Below are 14908 nucleotides of genomic sequence, written 5' to 3' on the forward strand. Positions count from 1 at the left end.
TTCACCCAACGTTTAGGTTTGATTACTACTTTCTTTGGTCAAATAGTTAGCTAAATGGAGAAGTTAATTACTTACGTCGATCATTATTTCTGCTACAAAGCAAAGGAGGTTTTAGGTCAATTAAGAAGGTTTTAAAGTTTATGTAAACTAGAACAGCATTTGCGGTGATGATCTTGACTGGCATTGTTATTGTCATATTATTAAATACAGCATAAACGACATCAGCGCGCCATGCAGCTCAATTAACAACCGAGCATATGAAAGAGATTTAATTAATCGTACACAATTTGGAGAGGTCGAATGAAAGATACTCAGTACACTGAAGATTTTACTTCTGACTATTTTAAAGAAGTATTAACCATCTTTTTCGATGCATTGCCTGATCCGATCTTTGTCATCAATCAAAACGGTTTAATTCTTAGGGTACTTGGCGGTAATTCCCATAAAGTCAATTGCTTCCCCAATGTTAGAGAAAGCCAATACTTACACGAAACACTTCCATTAGAGGTTGCTGACAAATGTTTACATACTATAAATAAGGCGATTGAAAATGAATCTCTAACCTGTGTAGATTATGAAGTAGAAAAGAAGCATCTTTCACCTGAATTTTGCTGCAATCAGTTTTATCAAGGGAGAATAGTCCCACTAAAGCAACATGAGTCTGATTTGAGGGCTGTTTTATGGATAGCAATTAATACCACAGAAAAAGTATTATTCACTAAAAAGTTAAATGAACTTGCTACTAATGATGAATTAACAGGGATTAACAATAGAAGGTACTTTAATGAGGTAATGAAGAGAACTTTTGATATGTTTCAGAGAGATAAGGTTTCTTTTTGTATCCTTATGCTCGACATAGATTTTTTTAAAAAGGTGAATGACAGATACGGTCATGATGGTGGTGATGCATTATTAAAAAGCTTAGCCTGCACTTTAAAAGAGTCTTTAAGAGACATTGATTTTTTAGCACGTTATGGTGGCGAAGAATTTATTGCCTTACTTCCCAATACTGAGAAGTCAGACGCGTTTATTGTTGCTCAAAGAGTTCGATTAGCTGTTGAAAAGAGTATTGTCCAGCATGGCACTCAGAAAATAAAGGTAACAATGAGTGTTGGGGGCGGGGAAATATCGCCTGACGATAAAGACTATGAATCAGTAATTAAAAGAGCTGATGTTGCTCTATATGAAGCTAAAAACTCTGGTCGAAACAAAGTAGTTATAGCGTGAATGATTTGTTTTTAATCGATTAAAGAATTAGTAAGGTAGCAAAAGTTAAATTGAAAGCCATAACGCTCACCACTGACTGTAAGCGTGTATCATAGAAGGTTCAATAGCAAAATTTCAATGGCTGTGATGAGTGCAAAATTTTATTCTGGTTATTTGTTTTTATTGATTAATATTATTTGCTCTAGGCTAGTCAGTTTTATCTTTAAACTCACACAAGTCTTCGATAATACAACTACCACATTTAGGTTTACGGGCGGTACACACGTAGCGGCCATGAAGAATCAACCAGTGGTGCACATCTACTTTGAACTCGGCAGGTACCACTTTTTCGAGTTTTTTCTCGACCTCAACCACATTTTTACCCATGGCAAACTTAGTGCGATTTGAAACGCGGTCGATGTGTGTGTCCACCGCTATGGTCGGCCAGACAATGTATAATTAAACTAGATTGTGATACAGTCCTTTCATAATAGATAACTAACGATTTGAAAAGCCCTATGTCAGAAAAACCTTTGTTGTTCAGCTATGTGAGATTTTCTACTCAAGAGCAAGCCAAGGGACATTCCCTTAAAAGGCAATTAGATTATGCAAATAAAGTAGCTAAGGAAAGAGGATTATTATTGGATGAGTCTCTTACAATGAGAGATCTAGGCCTTAGTGCATATCATGGAAATAATATTAAAAAAGGTGCATTTGGAGTATTTTTAAAAGCGATAGAGGACGGTAATATCCCTTCAGGCTCAGTTTTGCTTATTGAAAGTCTAGATAGAATGTCAAGAAGGAAGGTCTCAGAATGCGCAAGTATTGTAACTCAGATAATCAATGCTGGTATTACAGTAATAACCGCAATAGACAACAAAGAATATAACAGCCAACTTATTGATGAAAACCCGTTTGAGTTACTTGCCATGTTGATGATCTTCATGCGAGCAAATGAAGAGAGTGAAACCAAATCTCAACGTGTACGAGATGTATTGAAACAGCAGTGTGATGATTGGAGTGCGGGCAAGCGTGGATTCAGAGTAAATTGTGGTAAGCCGCCTAGTTGGACTGTGTGGAATGATGATAAAAAAATATTTGAATTTGAGCCACATCATAAAAAAATTATGCTCCGCAAAATAGAGCTTTTTAAAAAAGGATATGGCGGCATAAAAATAGCAATGTTAATTAATAGTGAGTTTGGTGCAGGCACTATTCATCATACTGGTGCCAATGTATATAAAGAGGTTAAGCGTCGTTCACTTATTGGTGAGCTCAATGTAAAAGTAGGGAATGCAGAGTATGGCCTTAAAGGTTATTATCCTCCGCTGATGAGTGAATCTGAATTTAACTTTTTAGTCGCTGATTCATCTAAGCGTGGCGCTACTAAACAATCACAGAAGTTTGTTGGTATTTTATCTGGGGTAGGTGTATTTAAATGCGGCAATTGCGGAAAGTCTGTAGGTTCACATGTTGTTTATCGAAACAAATGTTTGAATGAAGTAAAAAGCAGCCATAAACGATATGGCTGTGTTGAAGCACGGCGAAAAAATAACTGTGAAATGAATTCAACCGTCCAAATTGATGTGATAGAAAAAGCAGTTGTCACTTTTTGCCAAGATAAGGTTAACCTACAGCGTATTTTGTTAAAAGGTGGAGATAGGGAGGCCATTAACAGCCAAGAGGCTAATCTTAGGGCGCGTTTAGTTAAAATTAATGGTGATATAGATTTATTTACTGAGGCTCTTCTGACTTTAAATGGAACTCCGCCACAGGCCATTGCTAACAAAATATCCAAACTTGAGTCTGAGGCACGTGATGTTGAGTCGCAGATTAGTATTAGTAAAAATAAGTTAGCTAGAATTGATAACTCATTTCGTGATGAAGTAACTGATCGGTGGTTATCAATTACTAAAAACCTTATAAAACTTTCCAACGACGAACGTCTAGCTATTCGTCAACTAGTTAAAGACACTTTTAAAAGCATCAGTTTACAATTAAATACATTTAGCGGCGATAAAGGTGGCCTCAATAATGTATTTGAGCGTCTGTTAGGTACCTCAAATGCTGATTACTTTGAGCTTTTACTTGAATTTCATAATGATAAGAGGCGTTTGTTACGTCTGCATAAACATACTGGTGAGCTAGTTAGTGGTTATGACTTTTGACGTAATTACGAAGAGGTCAGTTGCAAGTTTAACCTTGCAACAGGCCATACTTAATATTACTTAGCTAAAGGGCTTAGCTATTGAGGTTCTTTAAAATAATTAGGGTCAATACTTGTAAACTTAGAACAAAAGGTTTCAATAGTGTGGGCCAACATGGCTTCAAAGACCATTGACTCAACAACCATTCCTGACTGAATAATCTTACCTTGATTGGTAATTATCGCTAGCGCAAATCCTTTTTGCATTTGAAGTCCATCATTATTAGAAAAAATAATTTGCATAGAAACCTTTAATTTATTAAAAAAAGAATTGGTTAGCTTGAAGTTTTAATTAATCAAACTAATAGTACTATGATAACTAATTTCAATAAATTTCAAAAGTTTAGTGATTTTTTTGATGAACTTCTGAATACCTCCGCCAAATGGAGATTTACGTTTCATCTTGATTAAAATTCAGAAAAATATACAAAATTTTATTTAATTTTTTTTAGATAAATGGAGGATAAAGTAATTTTATTTGTGTTTTTTTTAAGCGATCGTTAGGGTTGGTTCATTAATTGTTCAATATTTTTATTATCAATAGGTAGGCTTAAGTTATTTTTCACACTGAATTATTTATGCACTTAAAGTGTAGGTTTACTTTCTGGACTTTTTAATAAGCTTGACTAAAACTATTGTTAGTATGGTCGCAGGTAATAGCCAAATATAATCAGTCATATTGTTCTACCTCAAAGTTAGGAACTTTTTTAACCTTAATGATTTTTATTCTTTTTGCAAATTTAGCCTACATAAACGTGATTTTCTATTTTTACCCATCGCATGGCCCTAGTTAATTTCAGGACAATTAACGAGGACAAATCATGAAAAATATTAAATCTCAATTTATTCGCCAATACGTTCGAGCCAGTAGATCTCCGTGGGATGACTGCTCTACAATTTTATTGTTAGCAGATGTAGTTAATGAACAAACATTAGAGTTAAATTTCAATAATTACATCTATTTACATAGAGATAGCGTTGGAAAAATACTTGGCATTAGTATTTCAAATAGTATGTTGGAAAAAAATCCAAGTTTTGAGAATAGGTATTTAGAAGGGCACGACATGACGCTTTTTTTACTTATCTACATAGAGCAAATAACACAGTTTTGTGAGCTGTTCTCTGAGGAGTTTCAGCAAATATTTATGCAAACGCCAACAACATTTTTTGCAGCAGCAGAAAGTGATTGGGTCGATATTATCGACAATGCATAACCCCCTAAGCGAACATTTGTTCGCTTTTTTAAAAATTTTTTCGTAAACCGTTTTAAATACCCATGTCTGATTTTATTTACTAATACGTTATCGATTTTGATAACAAAACACACAAGGATAGTGAACACATGAAACATGCATACGTATCAACATTGGATTTTTTAAATTTATTACAAACATTTTGCCGAGTAATTACCACGAATGACCATCAGATAAACTTATTAGAATTACGCAGTGATAATGCGAATTTAGATGAGCTATGGGAGGTAATTGGCCCTGAAATTACAGCGAATAAAGAGCTAAATCAGTATGCTATGCGAAAGTTTACCTACGAGCTGATGCATGCCCTGATTAGCGACCCAGTAGAGCGGGTGGAGCTGCCATGTGACTTCGAGGATGATGTTTTTTCTTAGGGTCAAATTGGAAAAAGTTAGCTACAGAAACTGAGGCCAAAATAGTTATTTTCAAAACAAAAATAACAGCCTAATCATGTCTCCCCAAATATGCCGTGAATCATTATTTGCTGATTCGCTGCCCTAACTGCAATAGCGTTTAATAGGGCATTTTACTCAGTTACTGAGTATCAAACCTGGGAGGGAGTCCTGCGCAAATACAGGGGGTCGTTACGGTGGCTCAAAAGAGCAGTCATTGTAATCATGTTTGGCAAGGCTTAGAGGTCAAATGCACAAGGGAGGTAGATTTATATCTATCTCCCTTTTGCGTATTTCAGTAAGTCAGTTAGTTCACTCAGTAGCCTCATTACAAATCATATTGGCGAGGTAAAAAATAAAAAATAATTAATTTATTTTTTTAACCGCCAGAAATGAATTAATAAATCTATAAAAGTGCCAAATGAGCCTTTATTTTATCTTTTTCTATTTTAATACTTTTAGAGGGTCATAAGCTTGTGTAATGAAATGAAATATTTAAGTGTTTGGTGGGCAATTTATATGTTTATTGTGGCACTTTATACGAAATGAGTAGGCAATTTATACGGTTTAGGGGGACACCTTTACCGTGAATAAATAAAAATTTTATTTACCAAAAAACTTACCGAAATTTCTTTTATTGGTTGGGTCGCGGTTAGCATAACACCATCAATTAGAAATGAGGTAGAGAGATGAGCAGTAAAAATTCTCCAAAAATTGTTTTCGCTAATAAATTACTACATGCGGGTTATTCGCTCGATATTAATGAGCAGCGATTAATAAATCTAGCGCTGTCTAAAATTAATTCCAAAAAGCCTAACCCAGGAAAAATTGTGATTTATCCAACGGAATATGCCAAGTGTTTCGGCCTCAATAAAAGCAGTGTCTATGAGCAGCTGAGCGCAGCTGCAGAGTCACTAAGAGATAAATCTGTCACTATTTTAGACGATAGTGGGACGTCGCTTTCAATCCCCTGGGTGAGCAATGCAAGATATGAAAAGGTGAAAAATCAGGGCTCGTTTATCACATTGGAGTTCTCAAAAGACATCGAGCCCTATATTTTTAATATTGAGGGTGATTTCACAAGATTATATTTTCATAACACAGTAAAACTTAACACGTTAGCATCATTTCGGTTGTATGCACTCCTAAACGAGGTGCGAAATTATAAAAATTACAAACGACGGGGCTCTGTAGTCCTGAATTTACAACTACCAGAGATGAAACAGAGATTATTTTTATCTGAATCATACGGAGCATGGCGGGATTTTAAAAATCGCGTATTGCTACCGGCTATTGAAAAAATCAATGCCCACACAGATATATGCGTAACGTTTAGGCCCAAAAAAATGGGCAATTGTATTACTGCGATTGAGTTTGCGTACATCACCCAGTGCCCTAGTAAAAGTGAACATATAGCACGGCCGAATCTATTTCGCCGCCCTAAAGTCAAAAAAGGGTCAGCTAAAGAAGGTGTCTGGGCTCGTGAAAACCTCAAGCTATTAAGAACCTATGAGTTGTTAAAACAGAATCAAAACCCTGATTTTAGGTTGGCAAAAGTCGATGTTAGGCGCTGTATAACGTATGCAAAAATCCTTGGTGACGATGAAACTAAGATTTTTTACTCTAAACAATTGAACAAAAAAACCATAACGACTTAATGTTTATACTACTGCATTACGAGTAAAACATTTTCTCAATTTCAGTGCACAGTTTAGTACGGTATATTATTGAGGCACGCAGCAGCTCAGCATCACTTTCACTGAGAAGTGGTGCTCGTGTTTTTTTGTCGTAACGTTCAGGTAGCTCCGTAAGTAGCTGCTCATGTAATCGTTTTATATCATCAAAAATTTTGACCGACTGAGAGAATAAAAAAATCTTACTGTAATCGCTTTTTTTTAACGAGGCCAAATATTTTAGCAAAATGACTTGTCGTGCAGTTTTGTTTTTAAACGAATGCTCAATCTCAATTGCTGCAACAGAGCCATCTAGGAGTCGTACAGCACCATCTACCGTTCGTGTATCAGATAGGTTATTAATACGTTTAAATTCAGGCTCGGTAATGAATCCACTCCACATTGGGGCGTACGTTTCATCACTGTGATAATTGTGTATACCGCGCAGCATGACAAATGCGTTAATTAGATTATGCATTATATTATTTTGATTGAACTGCAAAGAAGGATTTTTGTTGCTCCTAAAATGCACGTCGATGCCCATTAATTCCTCTGCGAATTTGGCAGCAGTATAGGTAGGCACATAGACGCGACCATCTGGACTGCGGTGTGTTTTTACCACACGCAGCAAACTATCCTTTTCTAGCCGGTTTAAATGCTCTAATGCCAACCGATGATTGATGCCATATAACCAACGAACAATGCCTGGGGTAATAATGGAAAATCGAATCGCGATTAATACGGTCAACCTAGTTCGGTTAACCCCTTTTTGATGATTGTTTGCGCCTGGATAATACCGCATATCAATATCAAAATAGCGAGGGTAGTGAGTGAGAAGTAGGTTGTTCGTTTCTAAATCTTTTGATGGTTTCTGAGTCAATTCACAAAATCCTTTTAGTGAGTTAATTATTAAAATTAACTAGTATCACAGTACACAAATTACCGTTATTTGATGACTTAAACCCCGTTTTTCATTCCGAGATGCTTTAACAGCATGCACGGAATCATTGTCGCGATAATTATCGCAACAAAAGCAGCTTTCAGCTGATGGTCTCTCAACTTCGTTGTTCAACCATAGGGTCTAAAACGCCCGCCAGCTCTGGTGTTGCTCCGCAACGAGCTGGCTCAACGCGCTATCGCGCTAGCGTTTTATACCCAGCGCGAATGTACGAGCTACGCTCCGTACTGACCGCCATACTGCCGCTTCAGACAATGCGATGGGTGCCCCATTATCCGCATTTTTCTTCGCTTTTATTTTCTACGAAAATAGATGGTTCGATATCAATTTGTGCCAAATTTTAATCGAATTTCGCTGATGCGAAACACTATCGCGGTCAGTACAGACCAGCTGTACATTCGCGCTTTCTCCATGTGTCTACGGCTTCGCCTACACCACATTACGCGCTTGTTGGCCTCATTCTGAGGCGCTATTTTGCAGTTTTTCGTGCCGAAAAATGCGTTTAAAAAAACCTGTCTTGCAGACAAAAGCCGCCTCCAAAATAAACTTATTAATGAATTTTTTTAGAAAAAGAATAAAAGGTTTTACTTAATAAAATTAGGTGTAATAAGGGAAGGGCTAATTACTTAATTCAAACCGTTTGTTGCTGAGCTGCGCAGTCAAACGGTTTGTTTTTTATCACGAAATCATTAAATTTGAAAGCAAATTAATGACTAATAAGGTTTAAAAATGAAAAATAATGACGTTACTGATATCGCGATTAATCCAGCCAGCGGTCTGCCTATTACGAATGCGAGTTGTAATATTGTTGATGTTGGCGGCAATGTGGTGGGCCAATCTAATCGAGTAATGACCGTTTATGAAATTGAAGATTCGATAGCCGATTCAAACAATGATGACTGTTTTGATGCTTTTGACCCGCTCGATGACGGTTTTTAATGCTCAAAATATTGAAAACTATTAATCAATATCGAATAGAAGTCGTCTATTCGACTATTGCATTCATTGGCTCAGCTATACTATTTTTTCAATATCAATCAACTCAAAATTTTGCGTGGTTTATTTCGCTCACTTTATTCTGTAGCAAAATGGCTATTGGCATAATTAACTATGAGCAATATTGCCAAAGCAATAAGCGTAGTATGAAGATAGCGCTCAAATATTTGTTATTTAAATTTGTATAAAACCTGTTTATTTGTCCTAAACACAAAGCGCTCCGAGTTAATCAGGCGCTTTTTTAGTTTTATAAGTATTTAAGTTTTTGACCAGTCTGCCTTTAAGCTAGTTAAAATATTTTGATTCGACAAACATCAACGTATAAATTATGAAATATTAGATATCAAGTGTGGGCTTGTGGGTACCATCATTTCAGATGATTTTGAGCCACAGCTTGAGAATAACTACAATTTGAAGTAAAACAGGGCACAAAAATTGATATTTTTGATTAGAGCTTCAATTTTAATTTAGAGTAAAAGTATTTTCAGTTAGTGCCAGAGTAGGTCGGATAAGCTAAGCGCCATCAGACACAGTAAAATACTTTACCAATTATTATGTTGTCGAGTGGCTGGAGAGTGCCAAAAGCGGACACTTCTAGTCAATGGTGAGCAACGAATTTATAGCTTGCACAAATATCAGATGTACCTAAAAGTATTTGTAAGTTTAATTAAAGCAATATAGCTGACGAATCCCCACGAATGGCGTAGATAAAACAAATAGTTAGAGGCGAAGGGAACATTCATGGCAGTTCCCGATCTGATCTTTCGCCAAAAACACCTAACCATGAATGCTGCCATGAATGTAAAAACAATGCTCGCCGATTTCCTCTCATTTGTCACCCCCAAATGTATGCACAAAGCCCGATTTTTAGCTGTGGGGGCGGCAGTACAAAGCTTGATGCAGAATGGCCAATGCACGGTAACGGCTATCGGCCGTAATTTTGACAGTGAAACGTCATAAAAACACGGCATCAAACGAGCTGACCGTTTGCTAAGAAATGAAGCGCTTCAAGCAGAGGCGCCGCTTATTTATGGCGAAATGACCCGCTTGCTACGTCAGGGCAAACAGCCGCTGATTTTAGTGGACTGGAGCAATGCCGACACCGAAAAGCGCCATTTTATCCTGCGTGCCAGCCTGGCGCTGGAAGGTCGCCCACTGACGTTACATCAAGTTGTTGTGCCGATGGACGAGTATACGTGCCCACACGTACACAGGGCGTTTTTATACCGGTTAAAGCAGGTACTGCCGGCAGACTTTAAGCCGGTGATTATTACCGATGCGGGTTTTAAAGTGCCGTGGTTTAAGCAAATACGTAAGCTCGGCTGGCATTACATTGCCAGAGTTCGTGGCAACCAGACACTGCAACTACCCGGCCAGGATGCCTATATCACGGTTGCCAAAGCCTACAAAAAAGCACGCCCTACGCCCCAAGTCTTGGGTGAGGTTAAGCTGACCAAAGCCCAGCAATATCGCACTCAAGCCGTGCTGGTGGGCACCGGTTGGAAGCTGCGAAAATCCGACAAACACAAGCAATATAAAGAGCCGTGGTTGTTGGTCTCATCCTTGCCCAATTGCTTCGATTACGCGACGAAGATTGCCAAATGCTACGGCAAACGCATGCAAATAGAAGAGAGCTTCCGCGACCAGAAAAGCCAGACCTATGGCTTAGGTAGCGAAGCCCACCGTACTTATAAACGCGAACGATTGGAAGTGCTGTTGCTATTGGCGGCACTGGCAAATTGGTTGCATTACATGATAGGGCTGGCGGCAGAGCTGGCCGGGAAGCACTTGCAGTTTCAGGCTAACAGCATCAAACATCGGCGAGTACTCTCATTTAACTACCTGGGAATGCGATTATCAAAGGCCGCCCAGCTGGGCTTAACTGAAGAAGAGATACAAGCGGCAAGACGGCAAGTCACGCTCTGGGCCGCAGAGTTTGACTGGGGTGTCATCAAACTGGAAAAGAGCTGATACTATGGTCAAATTCGAGGGGATCCCTCAGCAAATATTCATAAATGTTTATACAGCATCAATTGACTTAGTCAAAAATTTGCATTAGTATTGGAGATGTATATTTGTAAGAGAATTTTATGTCTAAAGCATTTTCAAAAGTCTTAGTAATGACGCTTATGCTGGTTGCCTTTGTAGGGCAAGCATTTGCGTATTCTGCTATGCCTTGCGAAATGTCATCAGGTTCTCACGAATCACACATGAACATGAACATGAACATGGATCATGGTGATATGAATAAAAGCAGTAATGGTCAATCAGAAGATTGTTGTGACGTTGAATGTATTTGTCCTGCAAATGCTTGCTCATCTACGACAGTCCTAAATTCCAGTATTGATTCGACAGATATTCAAATATTCAGTGAATCTGTAGCTGCTCTGCAATCTAAACAACCTCATTCAATTTCCACTTCCCTTTATCGTCCACCAATTTTTGCCTAATACAGGATTAGTGCGTCCAAATTTCTCGCACATGTAATTAATTTTTCTGTTAGTCAATATAGCGTCGTAGCGCTATAGATATTTTCCAGCGATGTCTGGGGGCAAAAATGATCAATAAGTATTTAAAAATAGCAGTAGTAATGCTGCTTTCACCTGCGTTTGCAAACGCCAACGAACATAACCATGCACACAATAACGACGTAACACCTTTGGAGTTAATCGTTTATAAAACCCCTACTTGTGGGTGTTGTAAAAAATGGATAACTCATATTGAAGACAAAGGGATCGTTGCGCATTCCAAAGATTTCCGAAACATCGGCAACATCAAAACTAAGTATGGTATCAAACCTAATTACCGTTCATGCCACACGGCAGTGAGTAGAAATGGATTTGCCTTTGAAGGTCATATACCTGCTAAATTTATTCAGCAGTTCTTATCAGAAGAACATCCCAATGCGATTGGGCTTTCAGTTCCAGCAATGCCAGTTGGCTCTCCCGGTATGGAAGTCGATGACCGCTTTATGCCATACAACGTGTTAATTCTATTTAAAGATGGAACGAGCAAAGTCTATGCAAAAGTTAAGACATACGAGGAGCAATTCTAATGAAATTGAACTCTTCAAACCTTACTTCACTTTCAACTGCATTAATACTCGGCTTATCTGTATTCTCAGCTCAAGCTGAGAAAGTAGTGTCGCTTGAACAAGCTATCACCTTAGCTCAGCAAAATGATCCTTGGCTTCATGGTAGCCGATTGAAACAAAGTGCAGTTGAAAATAGAAGTATTGCTTCAGGTACTTTGCCTGATCCGAAAGTATCGCTAGGGATAATGAATTTACCAACAGATACTTGGGATTTAGATCAGGAAGGAATGACTCAGCTAAAGGTTGGCGTCTCTCAAATGTTTCCGAGAGGCGACAGTCTAGAGATCAAGAAAGACCAGTTACAAATTGAGTCCACGAAATTTCCACTGTTACGAGAGGATCGTAAAGCTAAGTTGAAAAGCCAAGTGTCACAACTTTGGTTAGATGCTTACTTAGCCCAACAAACTATTAAATTGATTGAAGATGATTGGTCTCTCTTTGAGCAGATGGCGGAAGTGGCTAAAGCTAGCTATTCAAACGTTGTTGGTAAAACTAGACAGCAAGATGTTATTCGTGCTCAGTTGGAAATCGTGCAGTTAGATGACAGATTAACTTCGCAAAAGCAGAAACTAGAAACGACAATCGCTCGTCTCAATGAGTGGCTTCATATTTACGATGAAGATCGCTTGAATGAATCATTCAACTTTGACGCGCAACCATTAGAGTTTAGCGTCTCAAAAGAATTGCCTTCGATTCAATTGAATAATCCAACAGTCCTAAAAGCATCTAATTACTCAAGAAATCTATTGGCTCAGGAGCTTTCGAATCACCCAGCCATACTTGCGATTGATATAAAACGCAAAGCTTCAGAAAAAGGAATTGAGTTAGCCAAACAGCAATATGAGCCGCAATGGGGCGTTAATGCTAGTTATGCCTATCGCGACAATATGCCCTCTGGTGATAGCCGAGCTGATTTATTTTCTGTTGGGGTAACGTTTGATTTACCCTTGTTTACCGAGAACAGACAAGATAAGCAAGTTGCAGCTTCTATTGCAGATTCAGAGACTATTAAAACCGAGAAACTATTACTGACAAAGCAAATGATCAGTGTTTTAGAAAAAGAACTAAGACAGCTTAAACGCTTATCAGATAGACAATCTATCTATCAAGAACAACTCCTTAAACAAACTCATGACCAAGCAGAAGCGTCATTGACAGCCTACACAAATGATGATGGCGATTTTGCCGAAGTTGTTCGAGCAAGAATTGCCGAATTAAATACCAGAATATCAGCTTTAAGAATTGATGTTGACGCACTTAAAACAGTTGCTCGTATCAACTATTTCTTTGCGCACTCTCAATCTAAATCAAATGCTGAACATAAGTCGATGCAAACTTCACACAAAACTAATCAGCACTTATCCAATAAGCAATTTGGAGAAAAATAATGTCAACGAATACGAAAACAATTATTGCCGTCATTATTGGGGCAGCACTAGGTGCAGGAGCATTGAGCTTATATCAAGGTACTGGCTCAAACAGTAATAGTAATGAAGCAACATCAGGAGAAAAAAAGCCTCTGTATTGGGTTGCACCGATGGATTCTAATTACCGCCGGGACAAGCCCGGTAAGTCGCCTATGGGGATGGATCTAATTCCAGTGTATGAGGAAGGATCATCTGGTGATGACTTTGGCCCCGGAGCAGTAAAAATTGCGCCTCATGTAGTGAATAACCTTGGGGTTCGCACTGCACCTGTTGAACTGAAAAATATGCATACTGAAATCTCAACGGTAGGTTATGTTCAATATGATGAAGATAAGCTAATTCATATCCACCCACGGGTTGATGGCTGGATTGATAAACTTTACATCAAAGCAGCAGGTAACCCTGTAGAGAAAGGGCAGCCTCTTTATACACTATATTCTCCTCAGTTAGTTAATGCTCAGGAAGAGCTGTTAATAGCGTTAAAGCGCAACAATAGTTCTTTAATTTCAGCAGCCAAAGATCGCCTAAAAGCGTTACAGCTTTCAGCAGACTTTGTTCAAAAGCTAGAAAAGACACGAAAGGTTCAGCAAACAATTACCTTTTATTCACCACAAGCAGGTGTTGTCGATGGTTTGAAGGTTAGAGAAGGTTTTTATGTAAAGCCGGGAAACACCTTATTAAGCATTGGCCAGCTAGATCAAGTTTGGGTTGAAGCAGAAGTGTTTGAACGTGACGCAGCCTTAATTAAAAAAGGACTTCCTGTATCAATGACACTGGATTATTTACCCGGTGAGGACTGGGCTGGTGTCGTTGATTATGTTTATCCAACATTGAACAGTAAAACACGCACACTCCGAGTGAGATTGAAATTTGATAACACAGACTATCAATTAAAACCAAATATGTTTGCACAAGTCTCTATTCACGCTAATCAAGCTGATAGCACCATCCTCGTGCCTAAAGAAGCCGTTATTAGAACAGGTAAACAGGACAGAGTAGTACTTGCGTTAGGTGATGGGCAATTTAAATCTATTGAAGTGACTATTGGCCGGGTTGATATCGACAGCATCGAAATATTAGACGGCTTAAATGAAGATGACGTTGTGGTGACATCTGCCCAATTCTTGATTGATTCTGAATCAAGTAAAAGCTCTGACTTTAAACGAATGACTCATGATGAAGTGCCTAACTCTGTTTGGATGCAAGGGGATGTTAATAGTGTTATGGCAGGGCACCGCATGGTTAATATTTCACATGGCCCTGCTGAAGCTTGGGATTGGCCTGAAATGGTTATGGATTTTACTGTGGCTGAAAAAGTCGATATTGACTCATTAAAGTCAGGTCAATCTTTGCACTTTGAAGTGAGCAAAACCGAAGACGGTGGATATGAAATTACTGGAATTCATATCATGAGTGAGCCTGAAGTATCATCAGCAACAGTATCTGGTTTGATTAATGCGATTGATATTGATACACGGATTCTAAATATTAGCAGAGGCCCAATAGAGAAATGGGATAGACCTGCTGCGACGATGGATTTTATCGTCGCGGACAATATAGAAATGGTTGATTTCAATGTCGGTGATAATGTCACTTTCACTTTTGAGGTTAGAGATGACTTAGTTATCACTGACATTTCTCTTGAATCAGATGAACAACACGGCAAGGAAAATAAAGCTGCTGTTGATCATTCTAATCATTAA

The 14908-nt window shown here is 38.3% G+C and carries 12 protein-coding genes and 2 pseudogenes; 11 read left to right on the forward strand and 3 right to left on the reverse strand.

Annotated features, from left to right (window positions below):
- Positions 1 to 300 precede the first annotated feature (300 nt).
- Positions 301 to 1227, forward strand: a complete 927-nt coding sequence (locus AC27I2_RS04225; protein WP_487203555.1) for a sensor domain-containing diguanylate cyclase — start codon at positions 301 to 303, stop codon at positions 1225 to 1227.
- Between the two features lie 186 nt (positions 1228 to 1413).
- On the opposite strand, the pseudogene AC27I2_RS04230 reads toward AC27I2_RS04225, so the two are convergent.
- Positions 1414 to 1653: pseudogene (locus AC27I2_RS04230) on the reverse strand (endonuclease III); the annotation flags it as partial.
- A 71-nt stretch (positions 1654 to 1724) separates the two neighbouring features.
- Between AC27I2_RS04230 and AC27I2_RS04235 the strand changes: the two are divergent.
- Positions 1725 to 3374, forward strand: coding sequence for a recombinase family protein (locus AC27I2_RS04235; RefSeq protein ID WP_004589241.1), 1650 nt, complete (start codon positions 1725 to 1727; stop codon positions 3372 to 3374).
- Between the two features lie 77 nt (positions 3375 to 3451).
- Here AC27I2_RS04235 and AC27I2_RS04240 read toward each other — a convergent pair whose 3' ends face one another.
- Complete coding sequence (locus AC27I2_RS04240) at positions 3452 to 3655, reverse strand: hypothetical protein (protein ID WP_004589242.1); 204 nt, start codon at positions 3653 to 3655, stop codon at positions 3452 to 3454.
- A 578-nt stretch (positions 3656 to 4233) separates the two neighbouring features.
- On the opposite strand from AC27I2_RS04240, the gene AC27I2_RS04245 reads away from it, so the two are divergent.
- The 3 genes from AC27I2_RS04245 (at position 4234) to AC27I2_RS04255 (ending at position 6715) form a co-directional block, all read left to right on the forward strand.
- Positions 4234 to 4626, forward strand: a complete 393-nt coding sequence (locus AC27I2_RS04245; RefSeq protein WP_138529304.1) for a hypothetical protein — start codon at positions 4234 to 4236, stop codon at positions 4624 to 4626.
- Between the two features lie 128 nt (positions 4627 to 4754).
- Complete coding sequence (locus AC27I2_RS04250; RefSeq protein WP_024601268.1) at positions 4755 to 5039, forward strand: hypothetical protein; 285 nt, start codon at positions 4755 to 4757, stop codon at positions 5037 to 5039.
- 707 nt (positions 5040 to 5746) lie between these two features.
- Entirely contained in the window at positions 5747 to 6715 is a 969-nt protein-coding gene (locus tag AC27I2_RS04255) for a replication initiation protein (RefSeq protein ID WP_138529302.1), read from the forward strand.
- A 16-nt stretch (positions 6716 to 6731) separates the two neighbouring features.
- Here AC27I2_RS04255 and AC27I2_RS04260 read toward each other — a convergent pair whose 3' ends face one another.
- Positions 6732 to 7610: a hypothetical protein gene (locus AC27I2_RS04260; protein WP_138529300.1), complete on the reverse strand. Its 879-nt coding sequence runs from the start codon at positions 7608 to 7610 to the stop codon at positions 6732 to 6734.
- A gap of 807 nt (positions 7611 to 8417) precedes the next feature.
- Between AC27I2_RS04260 and AC27I2_RS04265 the strand changes: the two genes are divergently transcribed.
- The 6 genes and pseudogenes from AC27I2_RS04265 (at position 8418) to AC27I2_RS04290 (ending at position 14908) form a co-directional block, all read left to right on the forward strand.
- A complete protein-coding gene (locus AC27I2_RS04265; protein WP_064664176.1) occupies positions 8418 to 8627 on the forward strand; it encodes a hypothetical protein in 210 nt (69 codons plus the stop codon).
- 852 nt (positions 8628 to 9479) lie between these two features.
- Positions 9480 to 10655, forward strand: a pseudogene (locus AC27I2_RS04270) (IS4 family transposase).
- 119 nt (positions 10656 to 10774) lie between these two features.
- Positions 10775 to 11134 (forward strand): hypothetical protein, encoded by a 360-nt coding sequence (locus AC27I2_RS04275; RefSeq protein WP_004589251.1) that lies wholly within the window; start codon positions 10775 to 10777, stop codon positions 11132 to 11134.
- 107 nt (positions 11135 to 11241) lie between these two features.
- Positions 11242 to 11739, forward strand: coding sequence for a DUF411 domain-containing protein (locus AC27I2_RS04280; protein ID WP_004589252.1), 498 nt, complete (start codon positions 11242 to 11244; stop codon positions 11737 to 11739).
- Entirely contained in the window at positions 11739 to 13166 is a 1428-nt protein-coding gene (locus AC27I2_RS04285) for a TolC family protein (RefSeq protein ID WP_487203556.1), read from the forward strand. The genes AC27I2_RS04280 and AC27I2_RS04285 overlap by 1 nt, the downstream gene beginning before the upstream one ends.
- Entirely contained in the window at positions 13166 to 14908 is a 1743-nt protein-coding gene (locus AC27I2_RS04290) for an efflux RND transporter periplasmic adaptor subunit (protein ID WP_029773130.1), read from the forward strand. Before AC27I2_RS04285 ends, AC27I2_RS04290 begins: the two co-directional genes overlap by 1 nt.

The sequence above is a fragment of the Pseudoalteromonas sp. NH0006-46 genome (assembly GCF_057547735.1).

Excerpts from the sequence above, each read along its gene's own strand:
- AC27I2_RS04285 (WP_487203556.1), top strand. The coding sequence starts at position 11,739 with ATGAAATTGAACTCTTCAAACCTTACTTCACTTTCAACTGCATTAATA.
- AC27I2_RS04265 (WP_064664176.1), top strand. The coding sequence starts at position 8,418 with ATGAAAAATAATGACGTTACTGATATCGCGATTAATCCAGCCAGCGGT.
- AC27I2_RS04275 (WP_004589251.1), top strand. The coding sequence starts at position 10,775 with ATGTCTAAAGCATTTTCAAAAGTCTTAGTAATGACGCTTATGCTGGTT.
- AC27I2_RS04240 (WP_004589242.1), bottom strand. The coding sequence starts at position 3,655 with ATGCAAATTATTTTTTCTAATAATGATGGACTTCAAATGCAAAAAGGA.
- AC27I2_RS04255 (WP_138529302.1), top strand. The coding sequence starts at position 5,747 with ATGAGCAGTAAAAATTCTCCAAAAATTGTTTTCGCTAATAAATTACTA.
- AC27I2_RS04235 (WP_004589241.1), top strand. The coding sequence starts at position 1,725 with ATGTCAGAAAAACCTTTGTTGTTCAGCTATGTGAGATTTTCTACTCAA.
- AC27I2_RS04290 (WP_029773130.1), top strand. The coding sequence starts at position 13,166 with ATGTCAACGAATACGAAAACAATTATTGCCGTCATTATTGGGGCAGCA.
- AC27I2_RS04245 (WP_138529304.1), top strand. The coding sequence starts at position 4,234 with ATGAAAAATATTAAATCTCAATTTATTCGCCAATACGTTCGAGCCAGT.
- AC27I2_RS04250 (WP_024601268.1), top strand. The coding sequence starts at position 4,755 with ATGAAACATGCATACGTATCAACATTGGATTTTTTAAATTTATTACAA.
- AC27I2_RS04280 (WP_004589252.1), top strand. The coding sequence starts at position 11,242 with ATGATCAATAAGTATTTAAAAATAGCAGTAGTAATGCTGCTTTCACCT.
- AC27I2_RS04225 (WP_487203555.1), top strand. The coding sequence starts at position 301 with ATGAAAGATACTCAGTACACTGAAGATTTTACTTCTGACTATTTTAAA.